General features: G+C 51.4%; 32 protein-coding genes and 2 tRNA genes. 23 read left to right on the top strand and 11 right to left on the bottom strand.

Annotated elements, in window-relative coordinates; translation table 11 throughout:
- Positions 1-41: 41 nt before the first annotated feature.
- The gene (locus GII36_RS05450) at positions 42-728 is read right to left on the bottom strand and encodes a DsbA family protein (protein ID WP_260763265.1); all 687 of its coding nucleotides are present in this window, start codon (positions 726-728) and stop codon (positions 42-44) included.
- 88 nt (positions 729-816) lie between these two features.
- On the opposite strand from GII36_RS05450, the gene GII36_RS05445 reads away from it, so the two are divergent.
- From GII36_RS05445 to GII36_RS05375, 15 genes are all read left to right on the top strand, one after another.
- Entirely contained in the window at positions 817-1,830 is a 1,014-nt protein-coding gene (locus GII36_RS05445; protein ID WP_260763263.1) for a CBS domain-containing protein, read from the top strand.
- Positions 1,831-1,865: 35 nt separating this feature from the next.
- Positions 1,866-3,641, top strand: a complete 1,776-nt coding sequence (gene aspS / locus GII36_RS05440; RefSeq protein WP_260763260.1) for an aspartate--tRNA ligase — start codon at positions 1,866-1,868, stop codon at positions 3,639-3,641.
- 1 nt (position 3,642) lies between these two features.
- Entirely contained in the window at positions 3,643-4,386 is a 744-nt protein-coding gene (locus GII36_RS05435) for an endonuclease/exonuclease/phosphatase family protein (protein ID WP_260763258.1), read from the top strand.
- Positions 4,387-5,337 (top strand): cation diffusion facilitator family transporter, encoded by a 951-nt coding sequence (locus tag GII36_RS05430; protein WP_260763256.1) that lies wholly within the window; start codon positions 4,387-4,389, stop codon positions 5,335-5,337.
- 54 nt (positions 5,338-5,391) lie between these two features.
- Entirely contained in the window at positions 5,392-5,616 is a 225-nt protein-coding gene (locus GII36_RS05425) for a hypothetical protein (RefSeq protein WP_260763255.1), read from the top strand.
- 14 nt (positions 5,617-5,630) lie between these two features.
- Positions 5,631-6,005 carry a YtxH domain-containing protein gene (locus tag GII36_RS05420; protein WP_260763254.1) on the top strand — a complete coding sequence of 125 codons (375 nt, stop codon included), beginning with the start codon at positions 5,631-5,633 and terminating at the stop codon, positions 6,003-6,005.
- Positions 6,006-6,077: 72 nt separating this feature from the next.
- Positions 6,078-6,659: a hypothetical protein gene (locus tag GII36_RS05415; protein ID WP_260763252.1), complete on the top strand. Its 582-nt coding sequence runs from the start codon at positions 6,078-6,080 to the stop codon at positions 6,657-6,659.
- A gap of 15 nt (positions 6,660-6,674) precedes the next feature.
- Positions 6,675-7,478, top strand: a complete 804-nt coding sequence (locus GII36_RS05410; RefSeq protein ID WP_260763250.1) for an HhH-GPD family protein — start codon at positions 6,675-6,677, stop codon at positions 7,476-7,478.
- A gap of 26 nt (positions 7,479-7,504) precedes the next feature.
- Positions 7,505-8,080 (top strand): hypothetical protein, encoded by a 576-nt coding sequence (locus tag GII36_RS05405; RefSeq protein WP_260763247.1) that lies wholly within the window; start codon positions 7,505-7,507, stop codon positions 8,078-8,080.
- Positions 8,064-8,432: a hypothetical protein gene (locus GII36_RS05400; protein WP_260763246.1), complete on the top strand. Its 369-nt coding sequence runs from the start codon at positions 8,064-8,066 to the stop codon at positions 8,430-8,432. The genes GII36_RS05405 and GII36_RS05400 overlap by 17 nt, the downstream gene beginning before the upstream one ends.
- Complete coding sequence (gene trmB / locus GII36_RS05395; RefSeq protein WP_260763244.1) at positions 8,432-9,073, top strand: tRNA (guanosine(46)-N7)-methyltransferase TrmB; 642 nt, start codon at positions 8,432-8,434, stop codon at positions 9,071-9,073. The genes GII36_RS05400 and trmB overlap by 1 nt, the downstream gene beginning before the upstream one ends.
- A 57-nt stretch (positions 9,074-9,130) precedes the next feature.
- Positions 9,131-9,427, top strand: a complete 297-nt coding sequence (locus GII36_RS05390; RefSeq protein WP_260763242.1) for a hypothetical protein — start codon at positions 9,131-9,133, stop codon at positions 9,425-9,427.
- A gap of 22 nt (positions 9,428-9,449) precedes the next feature.
- Positions 9,450-10,340, top strand: coding sequence for a hypothetical protein (locus GII36_RS05385; protein ID WP_260763240.1), 891 nt, complete (start codon positions 9,450-9,452; stop codon positions 10,338-10,340).
- 67 nt (positions 10,341-10,407) lie between these two features.
- The gene (locus GII36_RS05380; RefSeq protein WP_260763239.1) at positions 10,408-11,109 is read left to right on the top strand and encodes a hypothetical protein; all 702 of its coding nucleotides are present in this window, start codon (positions 10,408-10,410) and stop codon (positions 11,107-11,109) included.
- A 72-nt stretch (positions 11,110-11,181) separates the two neighbouring features.
- Positions 11,182-11,733, top strand: a complete 552-nt coding sequence (locus tag GII36_RS05375) for an NUDIX domain-containing protein (RefSeq protein WP_260763237.1) — start codon at positions 11,182-11,184, stop codon at positions 11,731-11,733.
- Here GII36_RS05375 and GII36_RS05370 read toward each other — a convergent pair.
- Positions 11,730-12,884, bottom strand: a complete 1,155-nt coding sequence (locus GII36_RS05370) for a uridine kinase family protein (protein WP_260763234.1) — start codon at positions 12,882-12,884, stop codon at positions 11,730-11,732. The genes GII36_RS05375 and GII36_RS05370 overlap by 4 nt on opposite strands.
- A gap of 93 nt (positions 12,885-12,977) precedes the next feature.
- Here GII36_RS05370 and GII36_RS05365 point away from each other — a divergent pair, with 93 nt between their 5' ends.
- Together GII36_RS05365 and GII36_RS05360 are read left to right on the top strand one after the other, a co-directional pair.
- Positions 12,978-13,646, top strand: a complete 669-nt coding sequence (locus GII36_RS05365; RefSeq protein WP_260763233.1) for an NUDIX hydrolase — start codon at positions 12,978-12,980, stop codon at positions 13,644-13,646.
- Between the two features lie 36 nt (positions 13,647-13,682).
- On the top strand, positions 13,683-14,213 hold the full coding sequence (locus GII36_RS05360) for a DUF84 family protein (protein WP_260763231.1): 531 nt from the start codon (positions 13,683-13,685) through the stop codon (positions 14,211-14,213).
- On the opposite strand, the gene GII36_RS05355 is transcribed toward GII36_RS05360, so the two are convergent.
- The 3 genes from GII36_RS05355 to GII36_RS05345 are packed head-to-tail and all read right to left on the bottom strand — an operon-like array spanning position 14,210 to position 15,887.
- On the bottom strand, positions 14,210-14,449 hold the full coding sequence (locus GII36_RS05355; protein WP_260763228.1) for a TIR domain-containing protein: 240 nt from the start codon (positions 14,447-14,449) through the stop codon (positions 14,210-14,212). The two genes, GII36_RS05360 and GII36_RS05355, sit on opposite strands and share 4 nt — an antisense overlap.
- The gene (locus tag GII36_RS05350) at positions 14,446-14,634 is read right to left on the bottom strand and encodes a hypothetical protein (RefSeq protein ID WP_260763226.1); all 189 of its coding nucleotides are present in this window, start codon (positions 14,632-14,634) and stop codon (positions 14,446-14,448) included. The genes GII36_RS05355 and GII36_RS05350 overlap by 4 nt, the downstream gene beginning before the upstream one ends.
- Positions 14,631-15,887, bottom strand: a complete 1,257-nt coding sequence (locus GII36_RS05345; RefSeq protein WP_260763225.1) for a Mur ligase domain-containing protein — start codon at positions 15,885-15,887, stop codon at positions 14,631-14,633. Before GII36_RS05345 ends, GII36_RS05350 begins: the two co-directional genes overlap by 4 nt.
- Before the next feature lie 83 nt (positions 15,888-15,970).
- On the opposite strand from GII36_RS05345, the gene GII36_RS05340 reads away from it, so the two are divergent.
- From GII36_RS05340 to GII36_RS05325, 4 genes are all read left to right on the top strand, one after another.
- A complete protein-coding gene (locus tag GII36_RS05340; protein WP_260763223.1) occupies positions 15,971-17,191 on the top strand; it encodes an MFS transporter in 1,221 nt (406 codons plus the stop codon).
- Positions 17,192-17,236: 45 nt separating this feature from the next.
- Positions 17,237-17,866: a hypothetical protein gene (locus GII36_RS05335; RefSeq protein WP_260763221.1), complete on the top strand. Its 630-nt coding sequence runs from the start codon at positions 17,237-17,239 to the stop codon at positions 17,864-17,866.
- A gap of 71 nt (positions 17,867-17,937) precedes the next feature.
- Entirely contained in the window at positions 17,938-18,147 is a 210-nt protein-coding gene (locus tag GII36_RS05330; protein ID WP_260763219.1) for a hypothetical protein, read from the top strand.
- A gap of 154 nt (positions 18,148-18,301) precedes the next feature.
- Positions 18,302-18,835 (top strand): hypothetical protein, encoded by a 534-nt coding sequence (locus GII36_RS05325; RefSeq protein ID WP_260763216.1) that lies wholly within the window; start codon positions 18,302-18,304, stop codon positions 18,833-18,835.
- Positions 18,836-19,014: 179 nt separating this feature from the next.
- On the opposite strand, the gene GII36_RS05320 is transcribed toward GII36_RS05325, so the two are convergent.
- Positions 19,015-19,090 (bottom strand) — tRNA-Ile (locus GII36_RS05320).
- A gap of 62 nt (positions 19,091-19,152) precedes the next feature.
- Between GII36_RS05320 and GII36_RS05315 the strand changes: the two genes are divergently transcribed.
- The gene (locus GII36_RS05315) at positions 19,153-19,587 is read left to right on the top strand and encodes a hypothetical protein (protein ID WP_260763214.1); all 435 of its coding nucleotides are present in this window, start codon (positions 19,153-19,155) and stop codon (positions 19,585-19,587) included.
- A gap of 59 nt (positions 19,588-19,646) precedes the next feature.
- Positions 19,647-22,577 (top strand): hypothetical protein, encoded by a 2,931-nt coding sequence (locus GII36_RS05310; RefSeq protein ID WP_260763212.1) that lies wholly within the window; start codon positions 19,647-19,649, stop codon positions 22,575-22,577.
- A 36-nt stretch (positions 22,578-22,613) separates the two neighbouring features.
- Here GII36_RS05310 and GII36_RS05305 read toward each other — a convergent pair.
- The 5 genes from GII36_RS05305 to GII36_RS05285 all read right to left on the bottom strand — a co-directional run bounded on the left by GII36_RS05305 (position 22,614) and on the right by GII36_RS05285 (position 26,073).
- Positions 22,614-22,690: transfer RNA gene (locus tag GII36_RS05305), tRNA-Met, on the bottom strand.
- A 45-nt stretch (positions 22,691-22,735) separates the two neighbouring features.
- Positions 22,736-23,641, bottom strand: coding sequence for an aminotransferase class IV (locus GII36_RS05300; RefSeq protein ID WP_260763211.1), 906 nt, complete (start codon positions 23,639-23,641; stop codon positions 22,736-22,738).
- A gap of 17 nt (positions 23,642-23,658) precedes the next feature.
- Positions 23,659-25,038 carry a dihydrolipoyl dehydrogenase family protein gene (locus GII36_RS05295; RefSeq protein ID WP_260763208.1) on the bottom strand — a complete coding sequence of 460 codons (1,380 nt, stop codon included), beginning with the start codon at positions 25,036-25,038 and terminating at the stop codon, positions 23,659-23,661.
- A 16-nt stretch (positions 25,039-25,054) separates the two neighbouring features.
- The gene (locus tag GII36_RS05290) at positions 25,055-25,348 is read right to left on the bottom strand and encodes an ATP cone domain-containing protein (protein WP_260763206.1); all 294 of its coding nucleotides are present in this window, start codon (positions 25,346-25,348) and stop codon (positions 25,055-25,057) included.
- The gene (locus GII36_RS05285) at positions 25,345-26,073 is read right to left on the bottom strand and encodes a hypothetical protein (protein ID WP_260763204.1); all 729 of its coding nucleotides are present in this window, start codon (positions 26,071-26,073) and stop codon (positions 25,345-25,347) included. The genes GII36_RS05290 and GII36_RS05285 overlap by 4 nt, the downstream gene beginning before the upstream one ends.
- Positions 26,074-26,208 lie beyond the last annotated feature (135 nt).

The following is a 26,208-nucleotide window of genomic DNA, read 5'->3' as shown; positions in this document are numbered from 1 at the left end:
CTCATACAAGAGGGGGTTATTTCAATCTCTATGGCTTGAAGTTATTTGTCAGCCCCTGCTTCTTTGAGCGCGGTGTCGAGGGTGTTTTTGATTGTATCCGTCGAGTTGTATTGATCAGTTGGAAGAATCTTGCCGTTCAAAAACAGTGTTGGTGTGCCCGTCACTCCATTTGCCTTACCAAGCGATTGGTCAAAGTTAATTTTGGTTGACACCTTACTACTTGTTACGTCAGATTTGAACTTATTCATATCGAGTTTGAGCGCAGTGGCCATTGACTCAAAGTATTGGTCACGAGTGTCAGTACCGAGATTGTTCCAGCTATTTTGCTGTTCGTAGAGCGCGTTCCACATCTCCCAGTATTTGCCTTGTAGGCCTGCCGCTTCGGCACTGGCGGCGGCTACGCGGGCATTTGGGTGGATAGTGGTGATAGGGAAGTTACGGAACACAAAAGTGATCTTGTCTTTGTAATCATCCATAATCGGTGCGAAGTTGGTGTGGAAGGTGCCGCACCCAGGGCATTGGAAATCTCCGTACTCGATGAGTACAACTTTTTTATCGGGTTTGCCGAATACGTGGTCGGCAATTTCTGAATTGGTGTCGCCGCTCGTGCGTACTGTGGCGTTGTTGACACCGCTTACATCGACAGACTTCTGACGAGACAGCATGACGAGGCCAGCCAAGATAGCAACGACCGCGACACCAAATATAATCCAGGTGCGTTTGTCCATAGTTTTCTCTAAAACTCCTTATGTTACTTCAACTAGTATAGTAAACTCTTGGCAGAGGAGCAACTGAGCATGCTATAGTAGCACTACGATGTTTGGACTTATGCTCGTAACTGTTGTAATCTACGCGCTGCTGATCGTGCTGGCGAGTGTCGTACCAAACCGCTCGCGCTACAGTGTGTTCGAGCGAACACGCCGCAGCAAACAAGGCGACAAAGACATCGCCTGGGATATTCAGCGCGAAGACACGGCCGAAGACGTAGCAGGCGTGCTGCGTGTACTTACGGCACTTGTCTTGGTGGTATTTATCCTCTTGGCGCTAACTGCCTTCGGCTGGCTCATGGGTGCGTTTGTAGCGGTGGCAGGCGTGCTGCTCTATGGCACATTGGCACGTCTCAGACCTGTGCATGCCACTTCGCAGCACTTATATGAGCGGCTCGAGCATCCTTCGCTGCACTTTGTGTCGCAGCATCGTGGTGTGTTCAAGTTTTTCCGTAGTGTACTGCAGAGTGGTCAGGGGGATACGTATATCGCGTCGCGCGAAGAATTTCTGCACACAGTCGAGCAACTGCCGATGGTACTCAGTAAAGACGAGCAGAAGCTTATCCGCTACGGTCTTGAGTTTTCTAGTATTTCGGTAGAATCTGTCATGACACCGCGCAGCGTCATGGATACCGTCAAACATGACGAGCTACTTGGACCGCTCATCCTCGACGAACTACATCAGACAGGGCATAGCCGCTTTCCTGTTGTCGAAAGCGACGTCGATCACGTTGTTGGTATCTTGTATATTCACAATCTTCTTCAGCTCCACGACAAAAAGACGCACCGTGCATCCGAGCTTATGACAACGCCAGTGCATTATATCCACCAAGATCAGACACTTGATCATGCGCTGGCCGCGTTTCTGCGTACACACCATCACCTGTTTGTAGTGGTAAACGAATACCGCGAAACAGTCGGCATTCTCACACTTGAAGATACGGTAGAGGCGTTACTAGGCCGCAAAATTGTGGATGAGTTCGACGCGCATGAAGACCTTCGCGCTGTGGCTGCTCGTAACCCACGTGGCAACAACGAGCCAGCAAAGCATACCGACGTCTAGCGCATCTCTGTTATACATGGTAAAATATACCTCATATGCAGCGTATTCTTTCTACTGACACCACACAACATATCGGCCAAACTGTGAGCGTGAGCGGCTGGGTCAATAGCCGTCGCGATCATGGTGGCCTGATCTTCATTGATTTGCGTGATCACACTGGCATCGTACAGCTCGTGATCAACCCTGAACAGTCCGAGGCATTTGGCTTGGCTGAGCATGTGCGTGATGAGTATGTACTGCGCGTCGTCGGTAATGTCAAAGAGCGCGATGAGGGGCTGAAAAACCCCAATATCCCAACCGGTGGTATTGAGATCGTCGTCGACACACTCGAGGTATTGAATAAATCTGAGCCACTGCCAGTAGCCACGCGCGACGAAGGGCAACAGTCTGGCGAAGAGCTGCGGCTCAAATATCGCTATCTCGATCTGCGCCGTCCAACTATGCAGAATACTCTGAAACAGCGCTCGGAGTACTACAAAGTGCTGCGCCGCTATATGGACGAGCATGAGTTTACCGAAGTGACGACGCCTATTCTCGCAAATAGCAGTCCAGAAGGCGCTCGCGATTTCCTAGTGCCAAGTCGTGTGTATCCGGGTAAATTCTATGCCCTGCCACAAGCACCACAGCAGTTCAAGCAGCTGCTCATGGTGGGTGGTGTACCACGCTATTACCAGATTGCCACGTGTTTTCGTGACGAAGACCCGCGCGCCGATCGCTTGTATGGCGACTTTTATCAGCTCGATCTCGAGATGGCGTTTGTGGATGACGGCGAAGTCGTACGAGGCACCATGGAACCACTCATCAAACAGCTCGCAACCGAGTTTGGTGGCAAGCAGCTTGTGAGCGATGATGTGCCGCGCATTCCATACCAGGAGGCTATGGATCGCTTCGGCTCGGATAAGCCAGATTTGCGCTTCGGTATGGAGCTCATTGATCTTACGGATGATCTGCGCGCGACAGAATTTGGCGTATTCAAAAACACGATTGCAAACGGCGGCGTCGTAAAGGCAATTTGTGTGCCGAGCGGCGCCAACCTGAGCCGTAAGCAAATCGACGGCTTTACCGACACGGCCAAACGCGAAGGAGCAGGCGGCCTCGCGTATATCAAATACGAAAACGGTGAGTCTGTATCACCAATCGCCAAATTCCTGACACCGGAAGAGTTAACTACCATTCAGACCAAGCTGGGTGCGAGTGACGGTGACGCCGTATTCTTCGGAACCGATACACGCGCAACAGTCAACAAGGTCCTGGGTCATTTGCGCAGTGAATTCGCCGATCACTTCCAGCTCAAAGATCCAAACAAAGTCGCCCTGGCCTGGATCGTCGACTTTCCATTCTACGAATACGACGAGGGTGCGCGTCGAGTCGACTTTGGACACAACCCATTCAGTATGCCGCGCGGTGGCGTCGAAGCGTTGCGTGCAGCCGAGACAGACGAGCAAAAACTCGCGCTCGTGGCAGATCAGTACGACATGGTTATGAACGGCTATGAAATCTGCTCGGGTGCGGTGCGCAACCACAATCCAGAAGTTATGTACGAAGCCTTTGGCTTGCTCGGCTATGACGCAGCCTATGTCGACGCCAAGTTTGGCGCCATGATCAACGCCTTCAAGTTTGGCGCACCACCACACGCCGGCTGTGCGTTTGGTATCGATCGTATCTTCATGGTGCTTACCGGCCAAGATAACATTCGCGAAGTCGTAGCATTTCCGAAAAACGGTTCTGGCGTGGATGTCATGATGAGCTCTCCAGGTGCTGCCGATGTCGCGCAGCTGGACGAACTGTCACTCAAAATAATTGAGAGCTAGCGTGAAACTCCTCCAACTCAACACCTGGTCCCTGCATTTGGCACCTGCTATCGTGCAGCTCCTCGACCGCGAAGATCCAGATATCCTGTGTCTGCAGGAAGTGGTGAGTACTGAGTCTGGGCGCAAAATGCTCGGCAGTATTCAGGAAGTCTTGGCGGCACATGAGTTCGAATACTATTATTTCAGTCCGCTAGTGCGGTTCACCTACATGCACCATGCGGCCGAGCGGGGCAATATGATTTTGTCTAAATATCCGATTACGTTTGCGCACGAATTCTGGACAGCGGGCGAGTTGCAGACCGACTTCACCAAAGATATTTCGTACGATGCTGCGCGCAACGTGGTGCATGCACAGGTCGAAACACCAGCTGGACTGCTGCATGTCCTGACAACGCACGGCTATCATATTCGCGAACACAAACAGGGCGACGAGCACACGCTCGCTGCCTGTAAACGGATGGGCGAATATATCGACACCCTCGAAGGCCCAGTAGTGCTTACGGGCGATTTCAATCTCATACCGGAGAGTGAATCGATGCAGGTACTCAACGCCAAGCTACGTAATCTTACCCTCGAACACAAGGTAAAGACGACTCGTAATCACCTCACTACTAAGACCGAACCGTGCGACTACATCCTGACACGCGATCTCAAAGCAAAAAGATTCGCAGTACTTGATGACATAGTATCTGATCATCTGGCACTCATGCTCGAATTTGACGATCTGTCTGCTACAATAGATTAAATGGCTACACTCTCTGACGTACGGGTAGTTGCGACATCGGCATTGGTGAGCGTATCCGACGTGGTGCTCAATCTTATCGTGGCGTTGCTCACGGGTTCGACGATCATGCTGTCGCAGGCCCTGCAAGGACTGAGCGATCTTGTGACAGGAGGCTTGCTCTATGTAGGTGTCAGGCGCTCTAGGCGTGCGGCCGATGCACGGTTTCAGTTTGGCTATGGCCGCGAAATCTTTTTTTGGGTGTTGATCGCAAGTATCATCATGTTTGCTGGTACGGGCACGATGTCTCTCTATTTCGGCTATCAGCAAGTGATGTACCCATCGGCTGTGGAGTATGTGTGGGTGGCGTTTGCCATGTTACTTTTTGGTTTGTGTACCAATGGCTATGCCTTTTCACTCAGCCTGCGGCGACTGCACCAGGAGGGGGAAGACCAAGGTGAACACTGGTGGCGCCACCTCGTTAATTCAAGTCTGATTGAGACCAAGGCGACGTTTGCGATCGACTTCCTCGGTACGTCTGCGGCGATAATGGGACTGGTGGCGCTCGGTGTCTACCAGTTTACTGGGCTGGCGCAGTTCGACGGAGTGGGGAGTATCTTGATTGGCCTCACTATGATGGTGGCAGCAGTTATGTTGGTGCGCGACATTCACGATCTAATCGTGGGGCGAGGGGTTGATGTCAAGACGCTCGCAGCACTCAAGCGTGAAGCATTGGCTGTCAAAGGAGTCAACGCGGTGCTCGATCTGCTTACGATGTATGTGGGCTCGTCTAAGCTTTTCGTCGTGATGGAGTTGCATTTGGCAGATAATTTTACCACCGACGAAGTTGAGAGAATTGTCGATACGGTCAAGCAACGCATTCACAAGAAGATTCCACTCGTGCACCATATCCAGATAGAGGTAGAGACGCCCGACGAAGAGCTTGCGCAGCGTCTCAAAAACACCAGAGAGTAATCGACGTGCGGGCCCCCGTTGTGCTACGATAGAAATATAACTTAAGGAGCATGTATGGATCAAATCGAACTCGCTATCATACTACTGACAATCCTCGTGACCATCCTCACACTGGTGTTGATCACTCTGATCGTTCTAGTGGTGCTGGTGCTCAACAAGGTCAACAAGATTGTCGCCGATGCCCAGCGTATCGCCGATAACTTGTCATCGGCTACCGCCTGGCTGTCACCTACGACGGTGTTTTCGGCGGCTGTGCGCGCATTTCGTAACAACAACTAAAGGAGGACTCTGATATGAAAAAACTACTAGGTATGGCAGCAGCGGCAGCAGCAGGATATGTGGCTGGTGTCCTCTTTGCTCCCAAAAGTGGTGAAGAAACCCGCAAAGATCTAAAAGCGAAGAAGGATGAGCTGGTGGACAAAGCGGCTGTCAAAAAAGAGCAGGCCAAAGAAGTCTACGAAGAAAGCTCAGAAACAGTCAAAAAAGGCGCTGCAGATATTTCGGACGAAGCGAGTGATTTCAGCAAAAAAGCCAGTACGAGTGCATCGCGCATCGGCAAAGAAGCGAAAAGTATTGGCACTCAAGCGAAACGTAGCCTAGGACGTGCAGCTGACACTGCCACAAAAACAGGCAAAGATGTCGGCGAAAGCGTCAACAAGCTTCGTTAGACCGTACTGTATCGATAAAAGCAACGATTGCACATCGTTGCTTTTATTTAATATTTATGTTAAAATATAATTATGAAAAGACGTGTCGAAACTTTTGGTGGTGCGCTCGCGCTGACGGCGGCAATTGTATCAGGTTGCAGTAAGGGAGCGGCAGTCCACGAAATTACCAGACCATCGGCTGCGGAAATCTATAGCGAGTTGCCCAAGGGCGCTAGATGCGCTATAGAGCTTGGTAAGTATGTGATTGGCAAGTTCCAATTGCCTCAAGATGCTAACAATGGGAACTTCCATGCACCCGGTGTCTTAGCGGATAATGCGGAGCTGACACTCACTACACACGAAGGCGGAGATGGCCGTAGAGATCAAAGTAATATGCCGGTAAGTATTGCAACGTTCACTTACGGTGCATATCTGCATCATGGAGAGATTGTGGACAGCAAGGCTCTTGCAGATGTGAAAGTTGCAGGTGCGCTATCGTTTCAACTCAACCCCGGTGAAACTGCTACTGGAGCCATGCAGCAAGCTGCGCTCGGTTCGATAGGCGTAGATGAATCGAATCAATTTGTACAAACCCCAACCTCTAGTATGTTGGATGCACAGACAGAGACGGCCGCGGATTACTGCAAGATTGCAGAAAAGATTACCAGTAAATAAGCTACACTTGATAGAGTGACGGACCGAGAATTTACCCAGCTACTTCATGAGCTAAGCGGTGAGCTCTATCGTGATATGCCCTGGCGCCGCGACACCCGCGGCTATTATGTGCTAGTAAGTGAGATTATGCTGCAGCAGACGCAGGTCGACCGCGTGGTGCCGAAGTTTGAGGCGTTTGTGGCGCGTTTTCCCGATTTTGAGACACTTGCACGGGCACCACTCGCAGATGTGCTCACACTATGGAGTGGCTTAGGCTACAATCGGCGCGCCAAATTCCTCCATGAAGCTGCCAGGGCTATAGTGGACTACCATGGCGGTGTACTGCCTGCGACGCACGACGAACTGGTGACGCTGCCTGGTGTAGGGAGAAATACTGCTGGCGCCTTGCTTGCGTACGTATATAACCAGCCGGTGCTTTACGTCGAGACAAACGTACGCACTGTTTACTTGCATCACTTCTTTGCTGATCGCCGCGATGTGACAGACTCGAGTATACTCGAGCGACTTGAAGCCACGCTTTGGCGTGACCACCCTAGAGAATTCTACTGGGCACTCATGGATTACGGTTCGTGGCTCAAGCGTTCAGGTGTACGCAATGTCTCGGCGAGTAAACATTATCGCAAGCAGTCACCACTGGCAGGCAGTGTCCGCGAAGTGCGAGGCGCCATAGTACGACAGCTGACAGGTGGTGAGATATCACTCGGCGAGTTACGGGCATGTGTAGATCCTGGCGATGGGCGATTCGACTCTGCCTACGGTCAGCTTATCGCCGAACGACTTATCGAACAGTACGATGACCAAGTACGTTTGACTAACTAGTGCGCATCCGGGATAATATAGTCGATATGTATCGAACGCTTACTGTCATAGCCACGCTAACTATGTTTGCCGCGGCATCGCTTGTTGCGGCGCCTATCTCGCGTGCTGTCTCTACGGAGCAGGGGCAGCTCAAGCCGGATGACTCGTCGCTGTACAATTCTGTGACGATGGATTGTTTGGAGGTCAAATTCAAGCTGGGTGAATTGCATCGTCAAGATAAATTGCTTCGCGTTACGGCTGGTCAGGGCTACGACAATATGTCAACCAATCTCATGGGTAGACTAAATTCACGTATCGTCGAGAATAAGCTTGATGGCGGTGAACTCATTAAAATCGCGGCTGATTTCGAAAAAGCCCGCGAGAAGTTTCGCAGCGACTACACCAAATACGACGAAGCAGTATTGGCACTGCTCAAAGCCGACTGTCAGTCGCAGATGCAGACCTACTATTTGAGTATCCAAAACGTTAAAGAGTTGCGCGCTAGCGTACAAGCCGATCTCAAGGCTGCAGACGAAGTAATGCAGCAATACCATGACGCATTTGTAGTGTTCAAAAAAGCCGTCCAGGAGGAAGAGAAAAAGAACGATGCAGCAAACGAGTAATCCAGAAGAGTCTACTGCACCGAGAAGGCTGCATGGCAAAAACACATTTTTCCTGATGGTTGGTATCTCTGTGGTGGCCTCGCTGGGGCTAGTCGTGGTGGCTATGTATCTCTATAACATGAGCGGCGCTGCGCAATTAGACCTTAGTCTGCCGGGTCTCCAAGAGGAGCGTATGCGCGCCCAGCAGTCCAAGCGTTACGATGACTTCGCAGCTACTGGTAAACTCGATAGCTCTGCACTAAAGCAGTTTGACGAACTCTATACACATCAGCAGACAGACATCAAACACGACACGAGTGGATTCGGCACGAAGCCGCTCGACGACGACCAACTGGGAATTAGCGTCCAATAATGCTCGATCCCAACGACTTTATTATCTCGCGCAAGCGCAAAAAATATCGCTTTGCTAAATTTGCGAATTCACCGCTGTGCTATGAGTTCGACGAATGGGCCAAGCAAGCAATAGATGTGGTAGAGGTGGGTGCAGGTAACGGCTTGTTTAGTGTAGAGTTGGCAGCGCGCTATCCTGAACGGCAGTTTGTAGCGCTCGATGTCAAAGGTGACCGTTTGCAACATGGCGCATACCAGGCAGCGGAGCGAGGGCTTACAAATGTGCGGTTTGTACGAGCACGTGCAGATCAGCTTCTCGAACTGTTTGAGGCCGGTTCACTTGCTTTGATATGGGTTACTTTCCCTGACCCGTTTCCGCGCAAGCGCTCGGCAGGGCGGCGTCTGACAAACCCGACATTTCTTACCAAATACCGTGAGCTATTGGCACCTAGGGGTATGCTACATCTCAAACATGACAATCGCGACTTTTTCCACTGGAGTCTGGAGCAATTAGTGTCCGACGGCTGGCATATCGAAGAACTGAGCTTTGACCTACATGAGTCGGAACTATCCAATGACTACAAAATTCTCACCACCTACGAGCAGCGCTGGCTGAGCGAAGGATTGGTGACGAATTTCGTAAAAGCCTGCCCGTATAGGTAGATATTATGACTGGGTGAAAATGCCCAGGTTCGCTATACTGGAGGGAAAAGGAGATGCATGAGCCGCATAGAAGACATACAAAAACGATTATCCGATGATCAGGGATGGAGTGGTGAGCAAGAATTCGCATATCCTATCCCGCCCAACAAATTTGCTATTTTACCTCTCGGACAGCTAGTCGAGATATGTGGTGATGATATTACCGCAAAGGGCTACGAGGCGGTCCTCCCGCAATTTGTCCAGTATCGAAAGTATGCCGAATTGATCGGACAAGACGAGCGAAGAGCGGAGGCTGCCCGCGCATTAGGACAGGAGATCCTGAGCAGAGTCATGGCGCGCAGAGGGAATGCATAACAGAAAGACCAGGTGAAAAAGAGTGGGCGAACGAATAGCGGGTACAATCGAACAAACGCAAGAAGTCATGTCGGATGATGCGTTTTTCGAGAGTATCATGGGCGACGTGCATGGCGAAGGGTGGCAGGATCGACAAGAGCAGACAGAGCAGGTTCTGCGTGAGCACTACGGGGATCAGCTGTTTCGATACGGTAGTCATATTGGCACGATCGATGACATGCTCGCTGTATGCCCGATGATGGAATCAAAAGTACTGGAAGGTTTCGACGCCGTCGTGGCCTACACCGACGAATACAAGACGACGCAGACTGAGATCGATGCAATAAGGGCAGAAGATGAGCAGCTAGATGAAGACACGCCAAGGATCCAACATGAGGCGCAGCCAGATGAAGAGTCTACGACTCCTCGGCAGCGCGATACAATACATCCTGTCCGGCCGGTCGAACCCGCCCCTGTCGACGCAGCAGTAGCTGACGTATCTACACCGGAGCCAGTCAAAGTCTCCGGACGTGTCAGATCTCATCCTGCACTCGAAGCATCTCGCTCGGAGGCAATCACACAGCCGAGCGGCGATAGTGTCGAGAAAAGTTACGAGGCGACAGCCAGTTGGGAGTTGCATACTCGAACCGAAGCGCTGGATGTGACGAGCCATGAGATTGACATTCCCGCATTGCCTCGTCCTATGGAGATAAGCGAACACACTGTTCCAGATGCTCATGTACTGCCAATTACTATAGCACAAGGGGCAAAGACTGAAGTAGAGGTTAAGCCACACCCCAGGATCAGCCAGGAGAGTTGGGCGTGGCACGGCAACCAGATTTCGATGATACGTCTGAACCGCTTACTGTTGCAGTATTTCCAGAAACCATCACTGAGGCTAGCCGTTCAGTGGCGGCGGCAGACCGAGGCATGACGGCAACCGCTGAGATGGTCGACGCACCCAGGGGGGCGATGACCGTGTCGACCTGGCCGTAACCTATGTGCCGCATGAGGATGTAGTAGCTCACCAGACGCCACTACCAATCTACGAGGAAGCAAAGCCCGCTGGCGACCTGTCGGATGAAGCGACACCACCTGCCGTCCTGGGTGACATTTCAGAAGCACCTTTACGCACTGAACCTGCCTATGAATTCGGTACCTATATCACCCTAACGGCTGAGAGCACTTACGCGCTGGATGCGGAGCCTGCTATTTTTGCTGTTCTCGAGCGACTAGAGATAGAGCAGGATACAGAAGAGGATGTCACTGTTATGACTAATCATGCAGAGTCAGTTCCCGAAATATCAGCCGCAGAAATTGTGCCGCACTATGAAAATGAAGACGGGGAGGTCTACGAATTGCTCATGCTTGTGCGAGCAATTGACGATACGCTGAAGCAGAAAGTGCCATATATGTCGAGCGCCCGCGAGTGTTACGAAGTGATGTCCGGCCTCGAGAAGATGCTGGTTGCGCTGTTTGAGCAAATGGGCTTTACCAGTCCTAGGGAGACTGTGCACGAGCTGCTTCGCAATAACCAATTCGCACGTATCAACGCTCTGGTGACAGGCCTACTCAAAGACCTCTATGGTCGAGTTGGTTGCGCCGTGCAGGCCGTGAGCACTGCAATCTCACGCTACATCGGCAACCACGCTGTCAAAGTCTTTATGTATACCGCTAGTCGTGCCCATATACCAGGAATATGATATACTATTCATAGCGTTTATGCTAAAACAAACAAACTCTACTCGGTGAGAGGGTAGACGAGGGAACAAAAAATGGGACATATTCATGACAAGCCTGGTCAGATCGACCAGACGGTCTCAGCGTACGTACTGCGCCGAGATGGAGACGAAGTATATATCATGCTTCACAATCACAAAAAACTACATAAACTATTGCCTGTGGGTGGTCACGTCGAACTCGACGAAACACCTTGGTCGGCAATGGCACATGAACTGACAGAAGAGTCGGGATATTCTGTAGAGGAACTCAAGATACTTCAGCCAGTGGTGAGGATAGAGAAACTCGACAAAGTTGCGCTGCATCCGCAGCCATTCGTCGTACAGACACACAACGTGGTGCCCGGGCATTACCATACAGATATGGGATATATTTTCATCGCCGAAACGCATCCGCGCGGGCGAGTTGCCGATGGCGAGTCCGAAGACATTCGCTGGTTCACGAGAGATGGAATTGTGCGGATTGCTGAGGACGATATATGGCGTGATACGCGTCAGATGTGCTTGGAGATTTTTGACAAATTCTTGGCCAACTGGCAACCATTGCCCGCCACCGACTTTGACTGTACTTGGCCACGCTCCAGCTAGCCGGCTCGGTAGGCCGGCTCGGCGTGTTCAAGGTAGTAGTGCATACTCTTCTCTGGCTCGGCAAACTCGGCGCGCTCGCGCATATCGCGTGTAATACGCTGACCAAGTGATGTGGCGAGCGGTGTGTCGATGTCGAGCGTAATATCTGCTCGCTCAAATGCATCGTGCCTGGCCCAGATGCCTTCGAGAAATAATACTGTGCCATCACCTGGCGCATCGACGGTACGAAGATACCGTGGTTCACTTGTGCGCCAGTCGAACGCATACTGACGTATGGCACGGCCTGCAAGCAACTCCTGCAGGTCGGTACGAGCTTGCTCGATGTCGTATACGTTTTGTAGGTCAAAATCTCTCGGATACTCACCGTTATTTGTGGCCAGGAGTTTTTTCATTCCGATATTGTAGTCATCTATCGAGATAACGTATGAGTCAACGTCATGTGATTTGAGTTCTTCGCGTAACACTGAGAGATGGTGGGATTTGCCAGAGCCCGATCGTCCAGTGATGCGTACGACCGGTAGTCTACCGCGTGATAACTGTATACGGCTTTTTGCATATGGCAAGATGGCGTCGAGTGCTATGTCGGTATCAAACGGGCGATACGTCGCGAACGCGTTTCGTCCGCCATGCTCGCGCCGATAGAGTACATGTGCACGTAGCTCGTTGTCCGGAGCATGACCTGTCATATCTACGAAGTCATCGGTGTCGAACCGGTGATGGTCGAGAAAACGCGTCCATGCTTCGGGATTTTCGCTCTCTACCCATGTGTCGCCATCATCGAAAAAGTCGATGTCGATTGACTCCATAGGTGAGACACGGGTTTTGCGAACGGTCGGCAAATCGCCTGCAGTATAGTAGTTAAATCGCTCATCGCTGAGACCTCCAGTGAATTCGCTACGGCTTTTGCCTGCAGCTGTTATCTGACCAGCTGTTTTGAGCGTGGCATCGTATTTTTTCGTGCCGGATTTTGTGGTGCTACGAAGTCGCAAGCTGTAAGGTTCGGTAGTGTCACTGAGATACGGCTGCAAAATACGTTTCGGTGCGATGCTGCGAAACTTGTCTAGTAGCTCTGGCGTGCGCGGCACATAGACTTTTTCAGTTTCGTTGTATATTTGGTCAAAACTATCTTGAGTATGGATTTTTTCTGACATAATACACATCCTCCTTATTTGTATATTACAGATGATATAATCATAATATCGCGCTATAGTAGATACATCTAGTAAGTATAATTTGAGTCAAATATGTTTGAGCAAACAATTACGCATCATATCCAAAAACACATCTTGTCGGTATTGTTGCATCAGAAAACTGTACGGTTTCGTGATCTTCGACCACCACGTACTGACACGAATCTTTTTAGCTATCACCTCAAGCTGTTGCAGCAACATAAGTTTGTCGAAAAGATAGAGGGTGGGTACACTCTTTCGCCGCTGGGACTGAGCTATGTCGACCGGGTCAACGCGGACAAATTATTCGTTCGTCGCCAGCCGAAGATGATCACTATGCTCCTCATACAAGATGGCTACGGTCATGTACTGCTACAGAGACGCACTAAGCAGCCGTATATCGATACATGGACATTGCCATACGGTAAGGTCCATATCGATGATGAATCGGTACTGGCTGGAGCACGACGCGAAGCGTACGAAAAATTAGACCTTAAATCTACCGCGCCAAGACATGTCGGCGACGCATATATTCGTGTCAAAACTCAGGACGAGTTACTATCGTCGACTCTGGTGCATGTCTGCCGGTTCGAACTTGACGAATACGAAGAATCAGCAGATATCAAATGGTGCGCGCCACTCAAACTGTCCGACTACGACCTTGCTCCTGCGGTCGAGCAAATCGTGACGCGTAGTTTTTTCGGAGATGATTTTTTCTTTGGCGAGTACGATGTCGAACTATAACTCACATATCTTGGACGATCGCAGTACAATAGAACTATGAAGATAATCGTTGCGTCCAAAAATCCTGTCAAAATAAATGCTGTCCGCCTTGGGTTTGAACAGATGTTTCCAAACGAACATGTAGTTGATGTCGAAGGTGTTTCTGTGCCATCTGGCGTACGTGATCAGCCACTGACTTTTGACGAGACACTCACGGGTGCACGAAATAGAGTAGACAATGCGCAGACTGAGTATCCAGATGCGGACTACTGGGTAGGGCTTGAGGGCGGCGTAGACTTGCACGGAAGCGACATGGCCGTAAGCGGTTGGGTGGTGGCTCGTGACCGCGATGGGCTTGAAGGAAAATCGATGACAAATACCGTGTACCTGCCACCAAAAGTTGCCGAACTTGTGGCTGGTGGTATGGAGTTGGGCGAGGCGGATGATATTGTGTTTGGCACAACCAATTCTAAGCAGTCAAATGGTGCTGTCGGTATATTGACCGGTGACGTTCTGAAGCGCGAAGAAGGCTTCATGATGGGTGTGGTCGGCGCGTTGATACCACACAGAAATTCCGAGCTATACTAGTGTGATATGTTTGTGCCGATAAACCGTGCGACAGCCGGCTCGATGTCGTGTGGCTCTATATACTCTATAACATTGTAGCGATTACCAGATACCATGGCAGATAGTTTGCGTTCACTGTCTTTTTTAAACAAACATAGAATCGGTGTATTGAGTTTTTCGGCATACGCAAGTTCATAGCCTACTCCAAGCGATGGATTTGTGACTTCGGCTATCATGACATCGCTATCGTAAATCATCTGCGTGTCACGTGCATATATTTCGTCAGCCGGTAGAGACTACCTCCGTAGTTGATGGCGTCGTGTACGAATACTTCGCTGAGCACGTCACCGCCCGCTGCCTTGATCGCATCTACTATCTGCTGGTAGAGTGATGTGTCGCCACCACCACGAATCGAGCATGCGAAGTAGACTTTCCTTTTCATGATTCAAGTTTCGCGCGCACCCATCCATCGATCGAACCGGCGCCCATGCAGAGCACTAAGTGGCCGGCATTGCGGTGACGGGTGATTTCGCTCCAGAGTGTCTCGTCGAATTCAGCCAGGTGTAGTTTAGTGGGCGCAAGTTGTGCGGTGAGCTGTTTGGGTGTGAGAATCTCTAGTGCTGGGTCTTCACGAGAGAGATAAGTGGGGAGCCAGTAGATATCATCGGCGTCTTTAAAAATTTCATCTACGTATTGATCGTGTATTTCGTGTTGGCGGATGTTTTGGTGCGGTTGGTAGATGAGTACGACATGGTCACAGAGTTCACGCGCCATCTGCAAGGTTGCGGCAATTTCTGTAGGATGGTGGCCGTAATCACTATACAAGTTGTCCGCTAGGCGTTCGAAGCGGCGGATAGTGCCCGGGAAATGATTGATAACGTCGCGCAACTCTTTGTTCTCACCTACACCCATACGCTCGAAAGCCTTCATAACCAGCGTCGCATTACGACGATTATGTTCGCCCGCGAGTTTGATAGGCAAAACTTCATCTTTCTGTAAACACCAAGCAACTGGGTCGCGAGTATCGATATAATCCGCATCAGTTTGCCATAGTATGCTTGCTTTTGATTGGCGGATAAACTGGCGAAACGCTGACTTGTATTCAGTTTCGGTGGGATACGTGTCTGGGTGGTCATAATCGACCGACACGATGACACTGATGGCGGGATGAAACTGCAGGAAATTGCGATCAAACTCGTCGCACTCGTAGATGAAATACTGAGCGCTAGGGTCGAAATGACCGCTTGGACCGAAACTGAGTTGACTGCCAACGCTGTAGCTCACTGGAATGCCAAGCTCGCGAAACACCCACACGAGCATGCCAGTAGTAGTGGTTTTGCCATGGGTGCCTGCGACGGCTATAAGCTTCTGATCACTGTCTTGGATGAGTTGCCGGAGAAGTCCGTCGCGTTTAACGCTACGGATACCGAGTTCGCGTGCTGCGATGAGCTCTGGGTGATCTACGGGTAGCGCTGCAGTGTAGACAAAAAGATCGATAGGGGTTGCTTCGTGTGTGTGACGTAAAAACGTACCGTCTTGCTTACCAACACGTACCTGGATACCAAGCGCACCGAGCTCATCGGTAGTGAGACCAGCGGCCATATCTGAGCCAACGACTTTGTGGCCTGCATCGAGTGCCATCTGCGCCAGTGGACCAAGTCCTACACCACCTATGCCAGAGAAATAAATATGCATTAAGTCTAGTATACCACTTGCGCTTCTCTGGCCAACTGTGGTGTAATAGAGGCAGAAACAGGGTAAAAGGGCAACACAAACACATGATTCAATCTGTTATCCACCGTCTACTGCTGCGTCGGCATTTCTGGCGTTATGCGACATTTAGTGAAGTGGCGGAGCTATATGCGGCGCGTTTGCTGCGTATGACTGCGAATTCACTGGTGTCTGTCTTCGTGGCAGTGTTTCTGTTTAAAAGCGGCTATTCCCTGGTATATATTGCGACGTTCTATTCGCTGTATTTTGCTTTCAAACTCTTTGTCTCTACGCCGGCGGCACTGTTAACGGCACGTATTGGTCCCAAGCACGGCATGCTAGTAGCAAATCTCCTAGCGATTCCCTCACTAGTAGCGCTGCCGTTGCTGCCTCACATCGGTGAGTGGGCGCTTGTGATTTTCACGATCTGCCAGGGTACATCGATCAGCCTATATGGCATCTGCCATCTGGTCGACTTCTCAAAAGTGAAACATATCGACCACGCAGGAAAAGAAATCAGCTTCATGAACATTATGGACAAAATCGCAGCCGGCGTAAGCCCGCTCATCGGTGGGGTGATCGCCTGGCTGGCATCACCAGAGTTGACTATGTGGCTAGCTGCGGGACTTTTCTTGGTGGCGGCACTTCCACTCCTGCGTACTGCTGAGCCAGTTCGCGTGGGTCAGAAATTGTCATTTCGAGGTTTTCCGTGGCGCGAGACATGGCGCAGCTTGGTGGCAAATGTAGGCGTGGGGCTCGACAATACCACCTCTATCGTGCTGTGGCCGTTGTTTCTCACTGTTGTGGTGTTTGCAAGCTCCGGATCCTCGGTATATGCACAGATCGGTGGTCTCGCTACTGTGACGCTGTTTGTCGGCTTCATCGCATCGCAGATGTACGGCGTGCTGATCGACAGGCGGCGTGGCGGTGAGTTGCTGCGCTATGCGACAATTGCTAATTCATTTACACATGCTATCAGGCCCTTCATCTACACACCTGTTTCGGCGGCGCTTGCCAATGTGATTAATGAAACAGCAACGACAGGGTATACCATGGCGTTTATTCGCGGTATGTTCGATCTTGCAGATCGTTCGGGGCATCGCATCGCCTACTTACTGTTAATCGAGATGACGCTTAATCTTGGATCCATGTTTATATCACTTATATTACTCGGTTTCCTGTTGGTGCTGCAGGCACAAGCGGCACTTAGCGCCGCATTTTTTGCAGCGGCCGCGCTCACACTATTTATCTCGTTTGCCAATTTCCCTCTCTATCGACGTAGCAAGTAGTTTGGTATACTAGACCAGAAGTATAATGGTGGGAATTCTACAAGAGTGGCACAGAAGCGCACAGTTCGGCGAACGATCAAAAACATCCAGCGAGTGAAAACCTGGCAGTTGGTGGTTTTGTTGATACTTATGGGATTTGTGTCGGCGACATTTCTGCGGCTCAACAATGTCGGTATGGTGCAGCGCCGCGATGCGGTAATTGCTGCCGACAAGCAGGGCAATGCCGAGGCCACCCGCAACCGCGTGCTCGATTTGCAGCGCTATGTGAGTGCACATATGAACACCAGTCAAAACGATGTATATTTGTCAGCACAGTATGAGCGTGACAAAGCAGCGCTTGTGCAGCAGGCGGCAGCAAGCGGCGAAAGCGGTGAAGTGATCAACGCTAAAGTAGATGCAATCTGCAAGCCGCAGTTTTCTGGTTACAATCAGGGTTATGTGCAATGTTTTGCGCGTGAATATGCCAAGTACGCCCCTGGTCACGATCCAGTTTCGCAGGTCAAGATGCCCGATACAGAGAAGTATCGTTTTGTCTTCACTTCGCCACTTTGGTCACCTGATTTTGCCGGCTTTTCACTCTTGATATGTGTCGTGATTGTAGCGGTGATTATTGGTCGCGTATTCGCGCTTGGTGTGTTACGTTTGCTCTTAAAGAGTAAATACCAAGACATCTAACTGTTGACAACAGATACGCACTAGAGATACCCTAGCTGTATAAGATGTTCTAAATAGGAGGTATCATTCTTATGGCTTACAGTCACACTAACTCAAAAGGCGTTACTTACTACCTGCACAAATCAGAAGTAACCCTCCGCGGCGGTAAAACGCAGACTATCTATTTCTTCGCAAAGAAGGAAGTCAACGAAAAAGGTGAACCAGTAGACCTGCCAGAAGATCGCGTAGTCAAAGAAAACCCACGTAACGGCTTCTTGACCGTATCTAAAAAAGACAAGTAAAAAATACGCTTGTGCTTACGCCTGCCATGGTGCTATAGTAGTATCAAACAAACAGGTGCCAAATAGAATCCCTACCTCCCGCGGTAGGGATTTTTGGTTGCGAGAGAAGTACGGCAGATTGATTTATATGCATAAGTGTGATATAATAAAAGCTATGAGAAAAGAGTCTGTAACACATGATTTTCATCCCAGTCTCTTCGACGAGCCGTTACGTCACGATTATGGCGATGCTGCTGGAGATGGCGAGGACTACGGACATGAATATCCTTTCGTGCGTGCTGGTGTCAGCCCCAAAGTACTAGAGGATGAGGTGAAGCATGGAGTTAGCGTGCCACTTGCTGCGCGCAGGCTCGCTGTACAGGCGGTCGCCGACATGTATGCGCGGCATAATCGTGGCGAAGGTATGAAAAAGGCAGTTGCTACGCCGTATCTCCGACGAGAAATCGAGCCTCGCTATTTTGATGTGGATTATGTGGCAGAACGAGCAGCGATCAATGGCCAGTATACGCCCATTGAGGAGCGTGCTATGTTGCAGCCGATTCTGAAAGAACAGGAGCTCCTGGCGGCGGGATTTGAAGACGCAGAAGTCGATCTTGTAGCTAAAAGTATCATCTATGAAGCGCGTCAACAATTTGGTATCGGCGTACGTTCAGACGAGCGACAGAGGAACCTGAGAAAGATTAGGTAGGCCGGGTCACTTCGCCAACCCGCAACAGCCGACATTACAAGGTGGCCGCGCAGAGTTCGATACGCACCGAGACCCCCTTGCGGAGGCCTCGGTAGCTATAGGTGACGACTCGTTTTCTTTTGATCTAGCCCTATCCCTCGCCGACATCCTTTCGGGCATCGGTTCGAGTCAGAACACTCTGGTGGGGGCGGTTGGAATCGAACCAACTACCAAGTGGTTATGAGCCGCCTGCTCTAACCGATGAGCTACGCCCCCACAGCTTGCTATATTATAGCGCAGCTGTGGGTTTTAGGCTATAATGACATCTGTAAACGCTTATGAATACTTCTCTACGCCGCTTCATCTACCATGTTCGCTACCGCTACCCTACGCGAGAGATTTTGACAGTGGTACTAGTGGGTATTGCGATAGTATGGTTTATCTGGGGATCGGTGCAGGCTATGCAAAAGAACTATGAGCTACGCAAGGTCGTCGAAGACAAGACGCGCCAAGCCGAAGTAGCCGATTTAGAGGCAAAGACACTCGAGTACGAGCAGCGCTATCTGCAGAGCGAGGAGTACAAGAAATTGGCCGTGCGGGAGCGCCTGGGTTATGGAGACCCTGGCGAGAAGGTGCTTGTGCTGCCAGCAAATTCGTCTGCTGCGGCCGACTCTGATAGAGCAGACGCAGGCAAGACCATCGAATCACCCAAACCGAGCAACCTGAGCCAGTGGGGTAACTTCCTCTTTGGCGGTAATGTTCGCAGCGAGTAAGTCTAGCCAGTGGACTGAAAATACGCTAAGATAAGCGTAAACGAAACGGGGGATAATTGGTGAGTTTTTTGTGGTTTGTGCTGGCGCTGATATTTTTCTGCTTATGGCTAAGTGCGCGTTCGAAGTCAAAAGGCACACAGCAAAGTGCTGATTACGGACAAGGTTACTGGGACGGGTATCGGGCATTTGGTGACAAAGTGTCTGAGCTACTGCATAGCAATACACTTAGCAAGAATAGCTTGCAGCAACTAGTTGACGAAGGAAATGGGGTAGGCCGTGATGAGGCAGGACGGACGGAGCGCCGAGAAGAGCTCGGTATCATCCCGGAGGGGGTCGATGAATATGATGGTGAGTATGCCACACAACCAGTAGCGGCATCTGTCGCGGCCTCGCAGCCGGTGCTGAGCGAAGCGGATGTGGCAGCACGCAAACAAAAAGAGACGTTGCAAAATCTCAACATTCTCTTGTATGTGGCGAGCTTCCTCATTGTGGCAGCAGCAGCACTGTTTGTGACGCTGGTGATGCCTGCAGGAGTGAAGCTCTTCTCGCTCATTTTTGTCACAGCAGCCTTCTACATTAGTGGACTAGTGTTGTATCGCAATTCTGAGCGCCTACGTCCAGCTGCGGTGGCATTCGTAGGCACAGGGCTTGCCATACTACCGTTCATCGGATTCGCACTGACATCGCTAGGTGGGCTGTCGGGCGAGATGGCTTGGCTGATTACGTCGCTGGTAGGATTAGGGGCGTACGCATATGCGGCGATGCGTCTCCAGAGCGAACTGGTATCGTATCTCACGATGGCTTTTGTACTGTCACTTGCGTTGTCTGCTGTGTCGACACTAAGTTTGTCACTCGTATGGTACTTCATTGTCACGATCGGCGTGTCGCTGCTGTGCAACAGCTTGCATATTTTGTGGCCGAAGCTGCTACCGGATATCTTTGCGCGGCCAGTAGAACAGACAGGGCAATTGACGACACCGGTCGCGTTGGTAGCCAGCCTACTGGTGGCGAGTGAGATGGATCTGTATATGTATGAAGTACTCTATGGTGTGGCGACGGCACACTATCTGGTAGTGTGGCTCGAAAAGCGTGAGCTGCTTTATGAGATGATCGTACGAGTCCTCGCGCATATCACATTACTGATCATAGCCGCCGACATCACTGGTGTGACTAGGGGCGTCGAGGGAGCTGCAACATGGTTTGGCGCATGGATGCTTGGCCTGGCTGCTGGGCAGGCGACCTATAGTCTGCTGCGAGTCCGACCTCATGGTGACGAGCAGGCCGCGCAACTTGAGCGAGTATTTTTGATTGGTTCGTTTGCGCTGATGCTCTCCAGTATGTGCTGGTGGGTGACCGATACTCATGCGACGCGCTGGACGGCCGGCGCACTGACGGTAATCGGGCTCACGGCACTTGGCGCGACACTAAGACTTCGCGAGGCGGGCTGGGCGTATATCGGACTGGCTGCATCTGCACTACTCCCCTATGTGCTTGGCCGATTTGTTGTGGATCCGGCGTTGTCGTATGAGGTGTTGGCGGGTGGATTTACTATACTGGCGCTGTTTGCACTCATGGGGCTTGAGCGAGTGCGGGCGATCGGCAAATCAGTGAGCGTGCAAACTATGCTCACTGCGTCGGTTGCGGTATACGCACTTCTAGTGTCAATGAGTGGCGCGCTGTCGTACGAAGGGGTGACGATCGGTTGGACAACACTTCTGACAGCCGGACTATTTGTGACGCTGTCGTATTTACTCCGAGCGGTGGTTGTAGAGTTGATGGGTGCATTTTTCGGAATCATATCTGTCGCTGCATGGGTATATGAGTCATCGATAGGGAGCGAATGGCAACTGTTTGTGGCGGCGACTATTAGCGCAGCGCTTCTAGCTGTGGGTGCCTGGATACATCACTTCAACCGAGAGAATGAGCGCCGCAATCTTCTCGCCTGTACTGGTGCTGCGGTGCTAGCCAGTCTGGTCTTTACCGTCATAGGTTCTGAGCTTGTCGTGACACGAGCGGCAACACTCGTGTTGCTGGCGGCGGGTCTAGCTGGTTTGGCGCTGCGTCAAATCGTGCGCACACCAGGTTCGGTATTGCAGCAGCTGGGGCAGCTCGTCTACTTCGGCTATCCGGTACTGGCGCTGGTGACGGCCTGGCAGGCTGGCATGGGTTGGTTTACGCTTGCACTTGCGGTGTTGACGGCTGTGCTGTGGATAGGCTCATGTCTCGAGAAGCTACCAGCTCTACTGGTGGTGGGCAATCTCGTATTTGTCGGCATGCTGAGTGCATTGTGGTATTGGCTTGAGTTTGATCCAAACTGGCAAGTGCATGGTACTATGTGGGTCGCTGCAGCGGTGTTCTACCTGGTGTATTGGTTTATGCATGATCACAAGGATAGCTGGCGGCAATGGGTATCGCTGCTATCAGTATTCGTTGCGTTGGGTTTCAGCACATTTGCAGGTCTTTTTGCTACAGAGATAGAGTTCGTGCTGGCTGCAGTCGGCTCACTCTTTGTCGGCGCAGTGGCGTTTGCGATCCAAGGCTATTTGGAAGGCAAACGAGATCATATGGAGACGGCGGTATATGTCGGTACATTTGCCGTGCAGCGCATGGTGTCGGTGCTCATCCCAGAGACGAATCTGGTGGTGTACGGACACTGGTGGGCTGTCACGATTGCGCTCATGGCGTGGTGGCGCAGCGATAATTACAAGCCACGGGCTATCGTGGCACTGAGCTTAGTGACAGGTTCGACTGGTATTTATGCGTTCATGGGAGAGCCGGGCTATCCGATGCTATTCCTGGTGGAGCATCTGGTGGTGCTGATCGCCGGAGCTGTACTACGCAAAGCGTGGGCGATGTGGTGGGGTGTCATCTCCGTGGTGCTGGCGGTGCTGTACTTCCTACGTGACTACACGTTCCTTGCCCCGCTTTTCCTCGGTATATTGCTGATTATATTTGTAGTGTGGCGATTGACTAAGATAGGAAAGAGGTAAAAGAAAAAAGACAGTCTACGTGACTGTCTTTTTTCTTGGTAGCGGGGGTTGGATTTGAACCAACGACCTTCGGGTTATGAGCCCGACGAGCTACCGAGCTGCTCTACCCCGCGATACGAATCCTATCATATCAAAAAACCAGCTTATCTGCAACTCCTCTACAATAATTCATCCAGATAGACACTGTCGGGGTTGGTCAGAGCGGACTGGTAGAGCGGACGTAGTCTGTCGGTAATGGGGTGTGCGGGACCGATGGGCCGTCCATCGACCGACTCGACCTGGGCGATAAACGCACTGGTGCCTGTTACGAATATTTCGTTGGCGATATATAACTCGGTTCTGTCGAGGGGACGCTCTTGCGTACTAATACCTTCCTGCGTAGCTAGTTCGATAATCGTGCGGCGGTTGATACCCTCGAGTATATCAGCACTTTGTCCAGGTGTGATGAGAGTGCCGTCTCGGACGATAAAGATATTTGCGGCGCTGAGTTCGGTAACATGCCCGTTCTCGTCGAGAAAAATTGCGTCATCATATCCCTGGTCTAGCGCAGCTTGACGAGCGAGTACCGAGTTTACATATCCTCCGTTTACCTTTGCACGAGCGGGGATAGAGATGTCTGGTGTTCTGCGCCATGAACTCACGCCGAGTTTTATGTTGTCGGTCGGCAAAATAGGGTCAGCATCGTAAACGAATGCACTCAAGACTGCCGCGAGTCCGCGTGAGCGAGTGCCGGGCAGCTCGGTATCGATATGAAATGACGCACGCACGAAGACGTTTCCGGTAGGGATGTTTTTGTGTAGTAGCTTAGTCATGGCACTTCGAAACGCTTCGTATGGCCAGTCTTCACTAAATGTGTCGATGCCGATAATATTGCACGAGTGTACAAGGCGTCTGTAGTGATCTTCAAGGCGAAATGCGAGGTATCGGCCGTTATGTACGGTAACATGAAATACAGTGTACACACTGAGTCCATAGAGAACGGCAGAGCTGGCAACGGACAGTTTGGCGTCTGCGTGGCTAACAAGTTGGTTGCCAAAATAGGTATATGGATAAATATGAGCCAAGTCTGCCTCCTTTCTGGCTATACGCGGATACGCGACGCCGCTACTCGAACCGCTTCGCTCCAACTCAGGAACGCATGAGGAGTGTTGGCGACTTCGGCTGCGGTAAGTTCATAGCGTACTGCAAGCGCGAGTTCGTGGATGATCTCGGCGGCGTGTGGTGCCACGACGGTAGCACCGATGATCGTGCCTTTTTTGTCGGCGATAATTTTGACGAAACCATCACGGAAGTCACTTGTGTTGCTACGGGCAATGATATTGAGTGGGCTGATACCTACTTTGACCTGCAGATCGCGTTTGAGGCACTCATTTTCACCCAACCCAACCGAGGCGATACCCGGGAAGGTAAAGGTGAGGCGAGGACTTGCGGTGTAGTCTGGGGTGGCTTTGTTTTTGTGCAGGATGTTATGCGCAGCGATACGGCTCTCAAGCAGGGCGGTGTGGGTAAAGCTGTTGCTGCGACCCAGTACGTCGCCAGCGGCGTAGATATGCTTGGCACTTGTCTGGAGGTGCTCGTTGACGTCAATCCCCTTTGGGGTATACACGACACCGGCATTTTCGAGTCCTAGGTCCACTGCCGGCATGCGACCAGCTGCCACCAACACTTCATCTACGCGTACACTGTGCTCTACGCCACCGCGAGTGTAAGTGACGCGTTTGGCAATGTTTTCTTTTTCAACTGCCAGGGTGCGCGTCTGGGTAAGTACTGTCGTACCTTTTTGGGTACTCAGCAGATGTTCCATGAGTTTGCCGACATCTTCGTCCTCGTGGGGAAGCAAACGGCCAGCGATATCTGCGATATAGACCTTGGTACCAAAGATAGCCATGAGCTGTGCGATCTCGACGCCGATGGATCCACCGCCAATGATATAGAGTGTTTTGGGCGGGCGAATTGCCTCCAGAATAGTGCGGGGTGTCAGGTAATTGACGAGGTCGAGGCCCTGGATATCTGGTAGTGTCCACTCGGAGCCGGTAGCCACCAAGAAGTGCTCGGCGGAAATGTGGCGACGGCTCACGCTAATCTCGTTGGGTGAGAGGAAATGTGCTTGACCATGGAAGGTGGCGATACCTTCGTTTTCATAGTACTTACGGTTGCCGCCGGCGCCGGTGCGGCGCACTGCAAGTTCTTTCCAGGCACGAATGCTAGGATAATTGTAGCTCATAGCGCTCGAGCGCAGACCGAAGCGAGCGCCGTGGCGAGCCTCGTCGTAGAGCTGGGCGGCATGGAGAAGCGCCTTGGTAGGCACGTCACTCCAGTTGGGTGAGTCACCACCGAATGTATCTGCCTCCACTACGGCTACGCGCAGGCCTTCGCGGGCTGCAATAGTCGCGGCCGCACTGCCGCCGGCGCCAGTGCCTATGACGATGAGATCGAAATCAAATTTTGGTTTTTTGGCCATATCAGTGGTCCCCTGTTTATATTGTATACCTATGATGCTCGTAGATGTAGGCGGCCTCTGGATGGTAGCGAATCAAGTGCTTGCTGGCGACGCGACGGATGTCATGACTCGTTACTTCTGGACGAATGTCGAGCCAGATGAGCACGGCATCGCAGACCTTGTCTGCAGTATCGGTGGCGGCGCCATCGTGATCGCGCACACTTAGGCAGGCGGCTTTGACGCTTGCATGGAGCTTGCCGCGGTCGAACGCTTCGGTAGGGCGCTTGCCACTACGTTTGACGATATCGATGGCCTTACCGCTACCGCTCATGAGATGCCACCACTCGTCATGACGGGCGTCACGAGCACTTCGTTGACATAGAGATAAAAACCAAGGATGAAGAGCGCAGTGCCAGCGGCAAACTGCAGGAATGTTTTGTTGGTTTCACGCCAGCGTTGGATAGTGCTGAGTTTGTGTCCGCCACTCACGAGTACCGCCACAGTGAGAAGCGAGAGCATGGAGATGACGACATAGAGGACGATACCAAGCAGCTGCATGTCGGGTGATAGCGGTAGGAGCACGAGGACAGATACAAGCAGCGGTGCCGAGATAAACAGCAGTTCGCCGAATACACTGGCGAGGCCGAGTGCAAACGCTTCGCCGGCATTGTGCGTCTTCTTACTGCGTTCGGCTAAGAATTCGGCGGTCTGACGGGGAAGCCATAGTATAGTCCCTTTGCCGCGCCGATAATAGAATAGCCACACGGCTACGCCAACACCGAACAGCAGCCCGCAAGCTGCAGCCCAGAGTACCTGAGGTACATGTTCGCCGCTAAGTAAGTAGCCGAGCAAGAAACCAAGCGTACAGATGAGCAATGTCGTCATGGTGGCAGCGCCCGCCGTGAAGCCACCAAGTAAGCTGACGAGGCGAGTGTGTGAGCGTCCGCTACCAAGCGCATGGCCACTCATAAGCGTGAGCGTGCTGATGCTGAGCTGGAAACTGGCATGGATCAATGCGGCGAGGCACACGATCGAAAGCGCGGTGATGTCTGTCATATATGTCTGTTTTGAGTAATCCTCACGCTTATTTATAGCATAAGCGTGCAACAGTAGTCAAAAATGTGGTCGAAAGGTATTGCAATTTTATGATGTTTATGCTAATATAAGCATATTAGAACATAACACAAACAA

Source organism: Candidatus Mycosynbacter amalyticus, from assembly GCF_025273655.1.
Lineage (GTDB): Bacteria > Patescibacteriota > Saccharimonadia > Saccharimonadales > Saccharimonadaceae > Mycosynbacter > Mycosynbacter amalyticus.
Note: the sequence above shows the minus strand (reverse complement) of the source record. Positions and strands in the feature narration are given on the sequence as shown.

What these genes read in the sequence shown, in the direction of transcription:
- GII36_RS05355 (WP_260763228.1), bottom strand. Translation starts at nt 14,449, where the DNA reads ATGATTTACGATAGCGATGTCATGATAGCCGAAGTCACAAATCCATCG.
- GII36_RS05450 (WP_260763265.1), bottom strand. Translation starts at nt 728, where the DNA reads ATGGACAAACGCACCTGGATTATATTTGGTGTCGCGGTCGTTGCTATC.
- GII36_RS05345 (WP_260763225.1), bottom strand. Translation starts at nt 15,887, where the DNA reads ATGCATATTTATTTCTCTGGCATAGGTGGTGTAGGACTTGGTCCACTG.
- GII36_RS05400 (WP_260763246.1), top strand. Translation starts at nt 8,064, where the DNA reads ATGCAGCAAACGAGTAATCCAGAAGAGTCTACTGCACCGAGAAGGCTG.
- GII36_RS05420 (WP_260763254.1), top strand. Translation starts at nt 5,631, where the DNA reads ATGAAAAAACTACTAGGTATGGCAGCAGCGGCAGCAGCAGGATATGTG.
- GII36_RS05350 (WP_260763226.1), bottom strand. Translation starts at nt 14,634, where the DNA reads ATGAAAAGGAAAGTCTACTTCGCATGCTCGATTCGTGGTGGTGGCGAC.
- GII36_RS05285 (WP_260763204.1), bottom strand. Translation starts at nt 26,073, where the DNA reads ATGACAGACATCACCGCGCTTTCGATCGTGTGCCTCGCCGCATTGATC.
- GII36_RS05390 (WP_260763242.1), top strand. Translation starts at nt 9,131, where the DNA reads ATGAGCCGCATAGAAGACATACAAAAACGATTATCCGATGATCAGGGA.
- GII36_RS05315 (WP_260763214.1), top strand. Translation starts at nt 19,153, where the DNA reads ATGAATACTTCTCTACGCCGCTTCATCTACCATGTTCGCTACCGCTAC.
- GII36_RS05325 (WP_260763216.1), top strand. Translation starts at nt 18,302, where the DNA reads ATGAGAAAAGAGTCTGTAACACATGATTTTCATCCCAGTCTCTTCGAC.
- GII36_RS05415 (WP_260763252.1), top strand. Translation starts at nt 6,078, where the DNA reads ATGAAAAGACGTGTCGAAACTTTTGGTGGTGCGCTCGCGCTGACGGCG.
- trmB (WP_260763244.1), top strand. Translation starts at nt 8,432, where the DNA reads ATGCTCGATCCCAACGACTTTATTATCTCGCGCAAGCGCAAAAAATAT.
- GII36_RS05290 (WP_260763206.1), bottom strand. Translation starts at nt 25,348, where the DNA reads ATGAGCGGTAGCGGTAAGGCCATCGATATCGTCAAACGTAGTGGCAAG.
- GII36_RS05330 (WP_260763219.1), top strand. Translation starts at nt 17,938, where the DNA reads ATGGCTTACAGTCACACTAACTCAAAAGGCGTTACTTACTACCTGCAC.
- GII36_RS05340 (WP_260763223.1), top strand. Translation starts at nt 15,971, where the DNA reads ATGATTCAATCTGTTATCCACCGTCTACTGCTGCGTCGGCATTTCTGG.
- aspS (WP_260763260.1), top strand. Translation starts at nt 1,866, where the DNA reads ATGCAGCGTATTCTTTCTACTGACACCACACAACATATCGGCCAAACT.
- GII36_RS05370 (WP_260763234.1), bottom strand. Translation starts at nt 12,884, where the DNA reads ATGTCAGAAAAAATCCATACTCAAGATAGTTTTGACCAAATATACAAC.
- GII36_RS05365 (WP_260763233.1), top strand. Translation starts at nt 12,978, where the DNA reads ATGTTTGAGCAAACAATTACGCATCATATCCAAAAACACATCTTGTCG.
- GII36_RS05295 (WP_260763208.1), bottom strand. Translation starts at nt 25,038, where the DNA reads ATGGCCAAAAAACCAAAATTTGATTTCGATCTCATCGTCATAGGCACT.
- GII36_RS05360 (WP_260763231.1), top strand. Translation starts at nt 13,683, where the DNA reads ATGAAGATAATCGTTGCGTCCAAAAATCCTGTCAAAATAAATGCTGTC.
- GII36_RS05405 (WP_260763247.1), top strand. Translation starts at nt 7,505, where the DNA reads ATGTATCGAACGCTTACTGTCATAGCCACGCTAACTATGTTTGCCGCG.
- GII36_RS05430 (WP_260763256.1), top strand. Translation starts at nt 4,387, where the DNA reads ATGGCTACACTCTCTGACGTACGGGTAGTTGCGACATCGGCATTGGTG.
- GII36_RS05425 (WP_260763255.1), top strand. Translation starts at nt 5,392, where the DNA reads ATGGATCAAATCGAACTCGCTATCATACTACTGACAATCCTCGTGACC.
- GII36_RS05375 (WP_260763237.1), top strand. Translation starts at nt 11,182, where the DNA reads ATGGGACATATTCATGACAAGCCTGGTCAGATCGACCAGACGGTCTCA.
- GII36_RS05445 (WP_260763263.1), top strand. Translation starts at nt 817, where the DNA reads ATGTTTGGACTTATGCTCGTAACTGTTGTAATCTACGCGCTGCTGATC.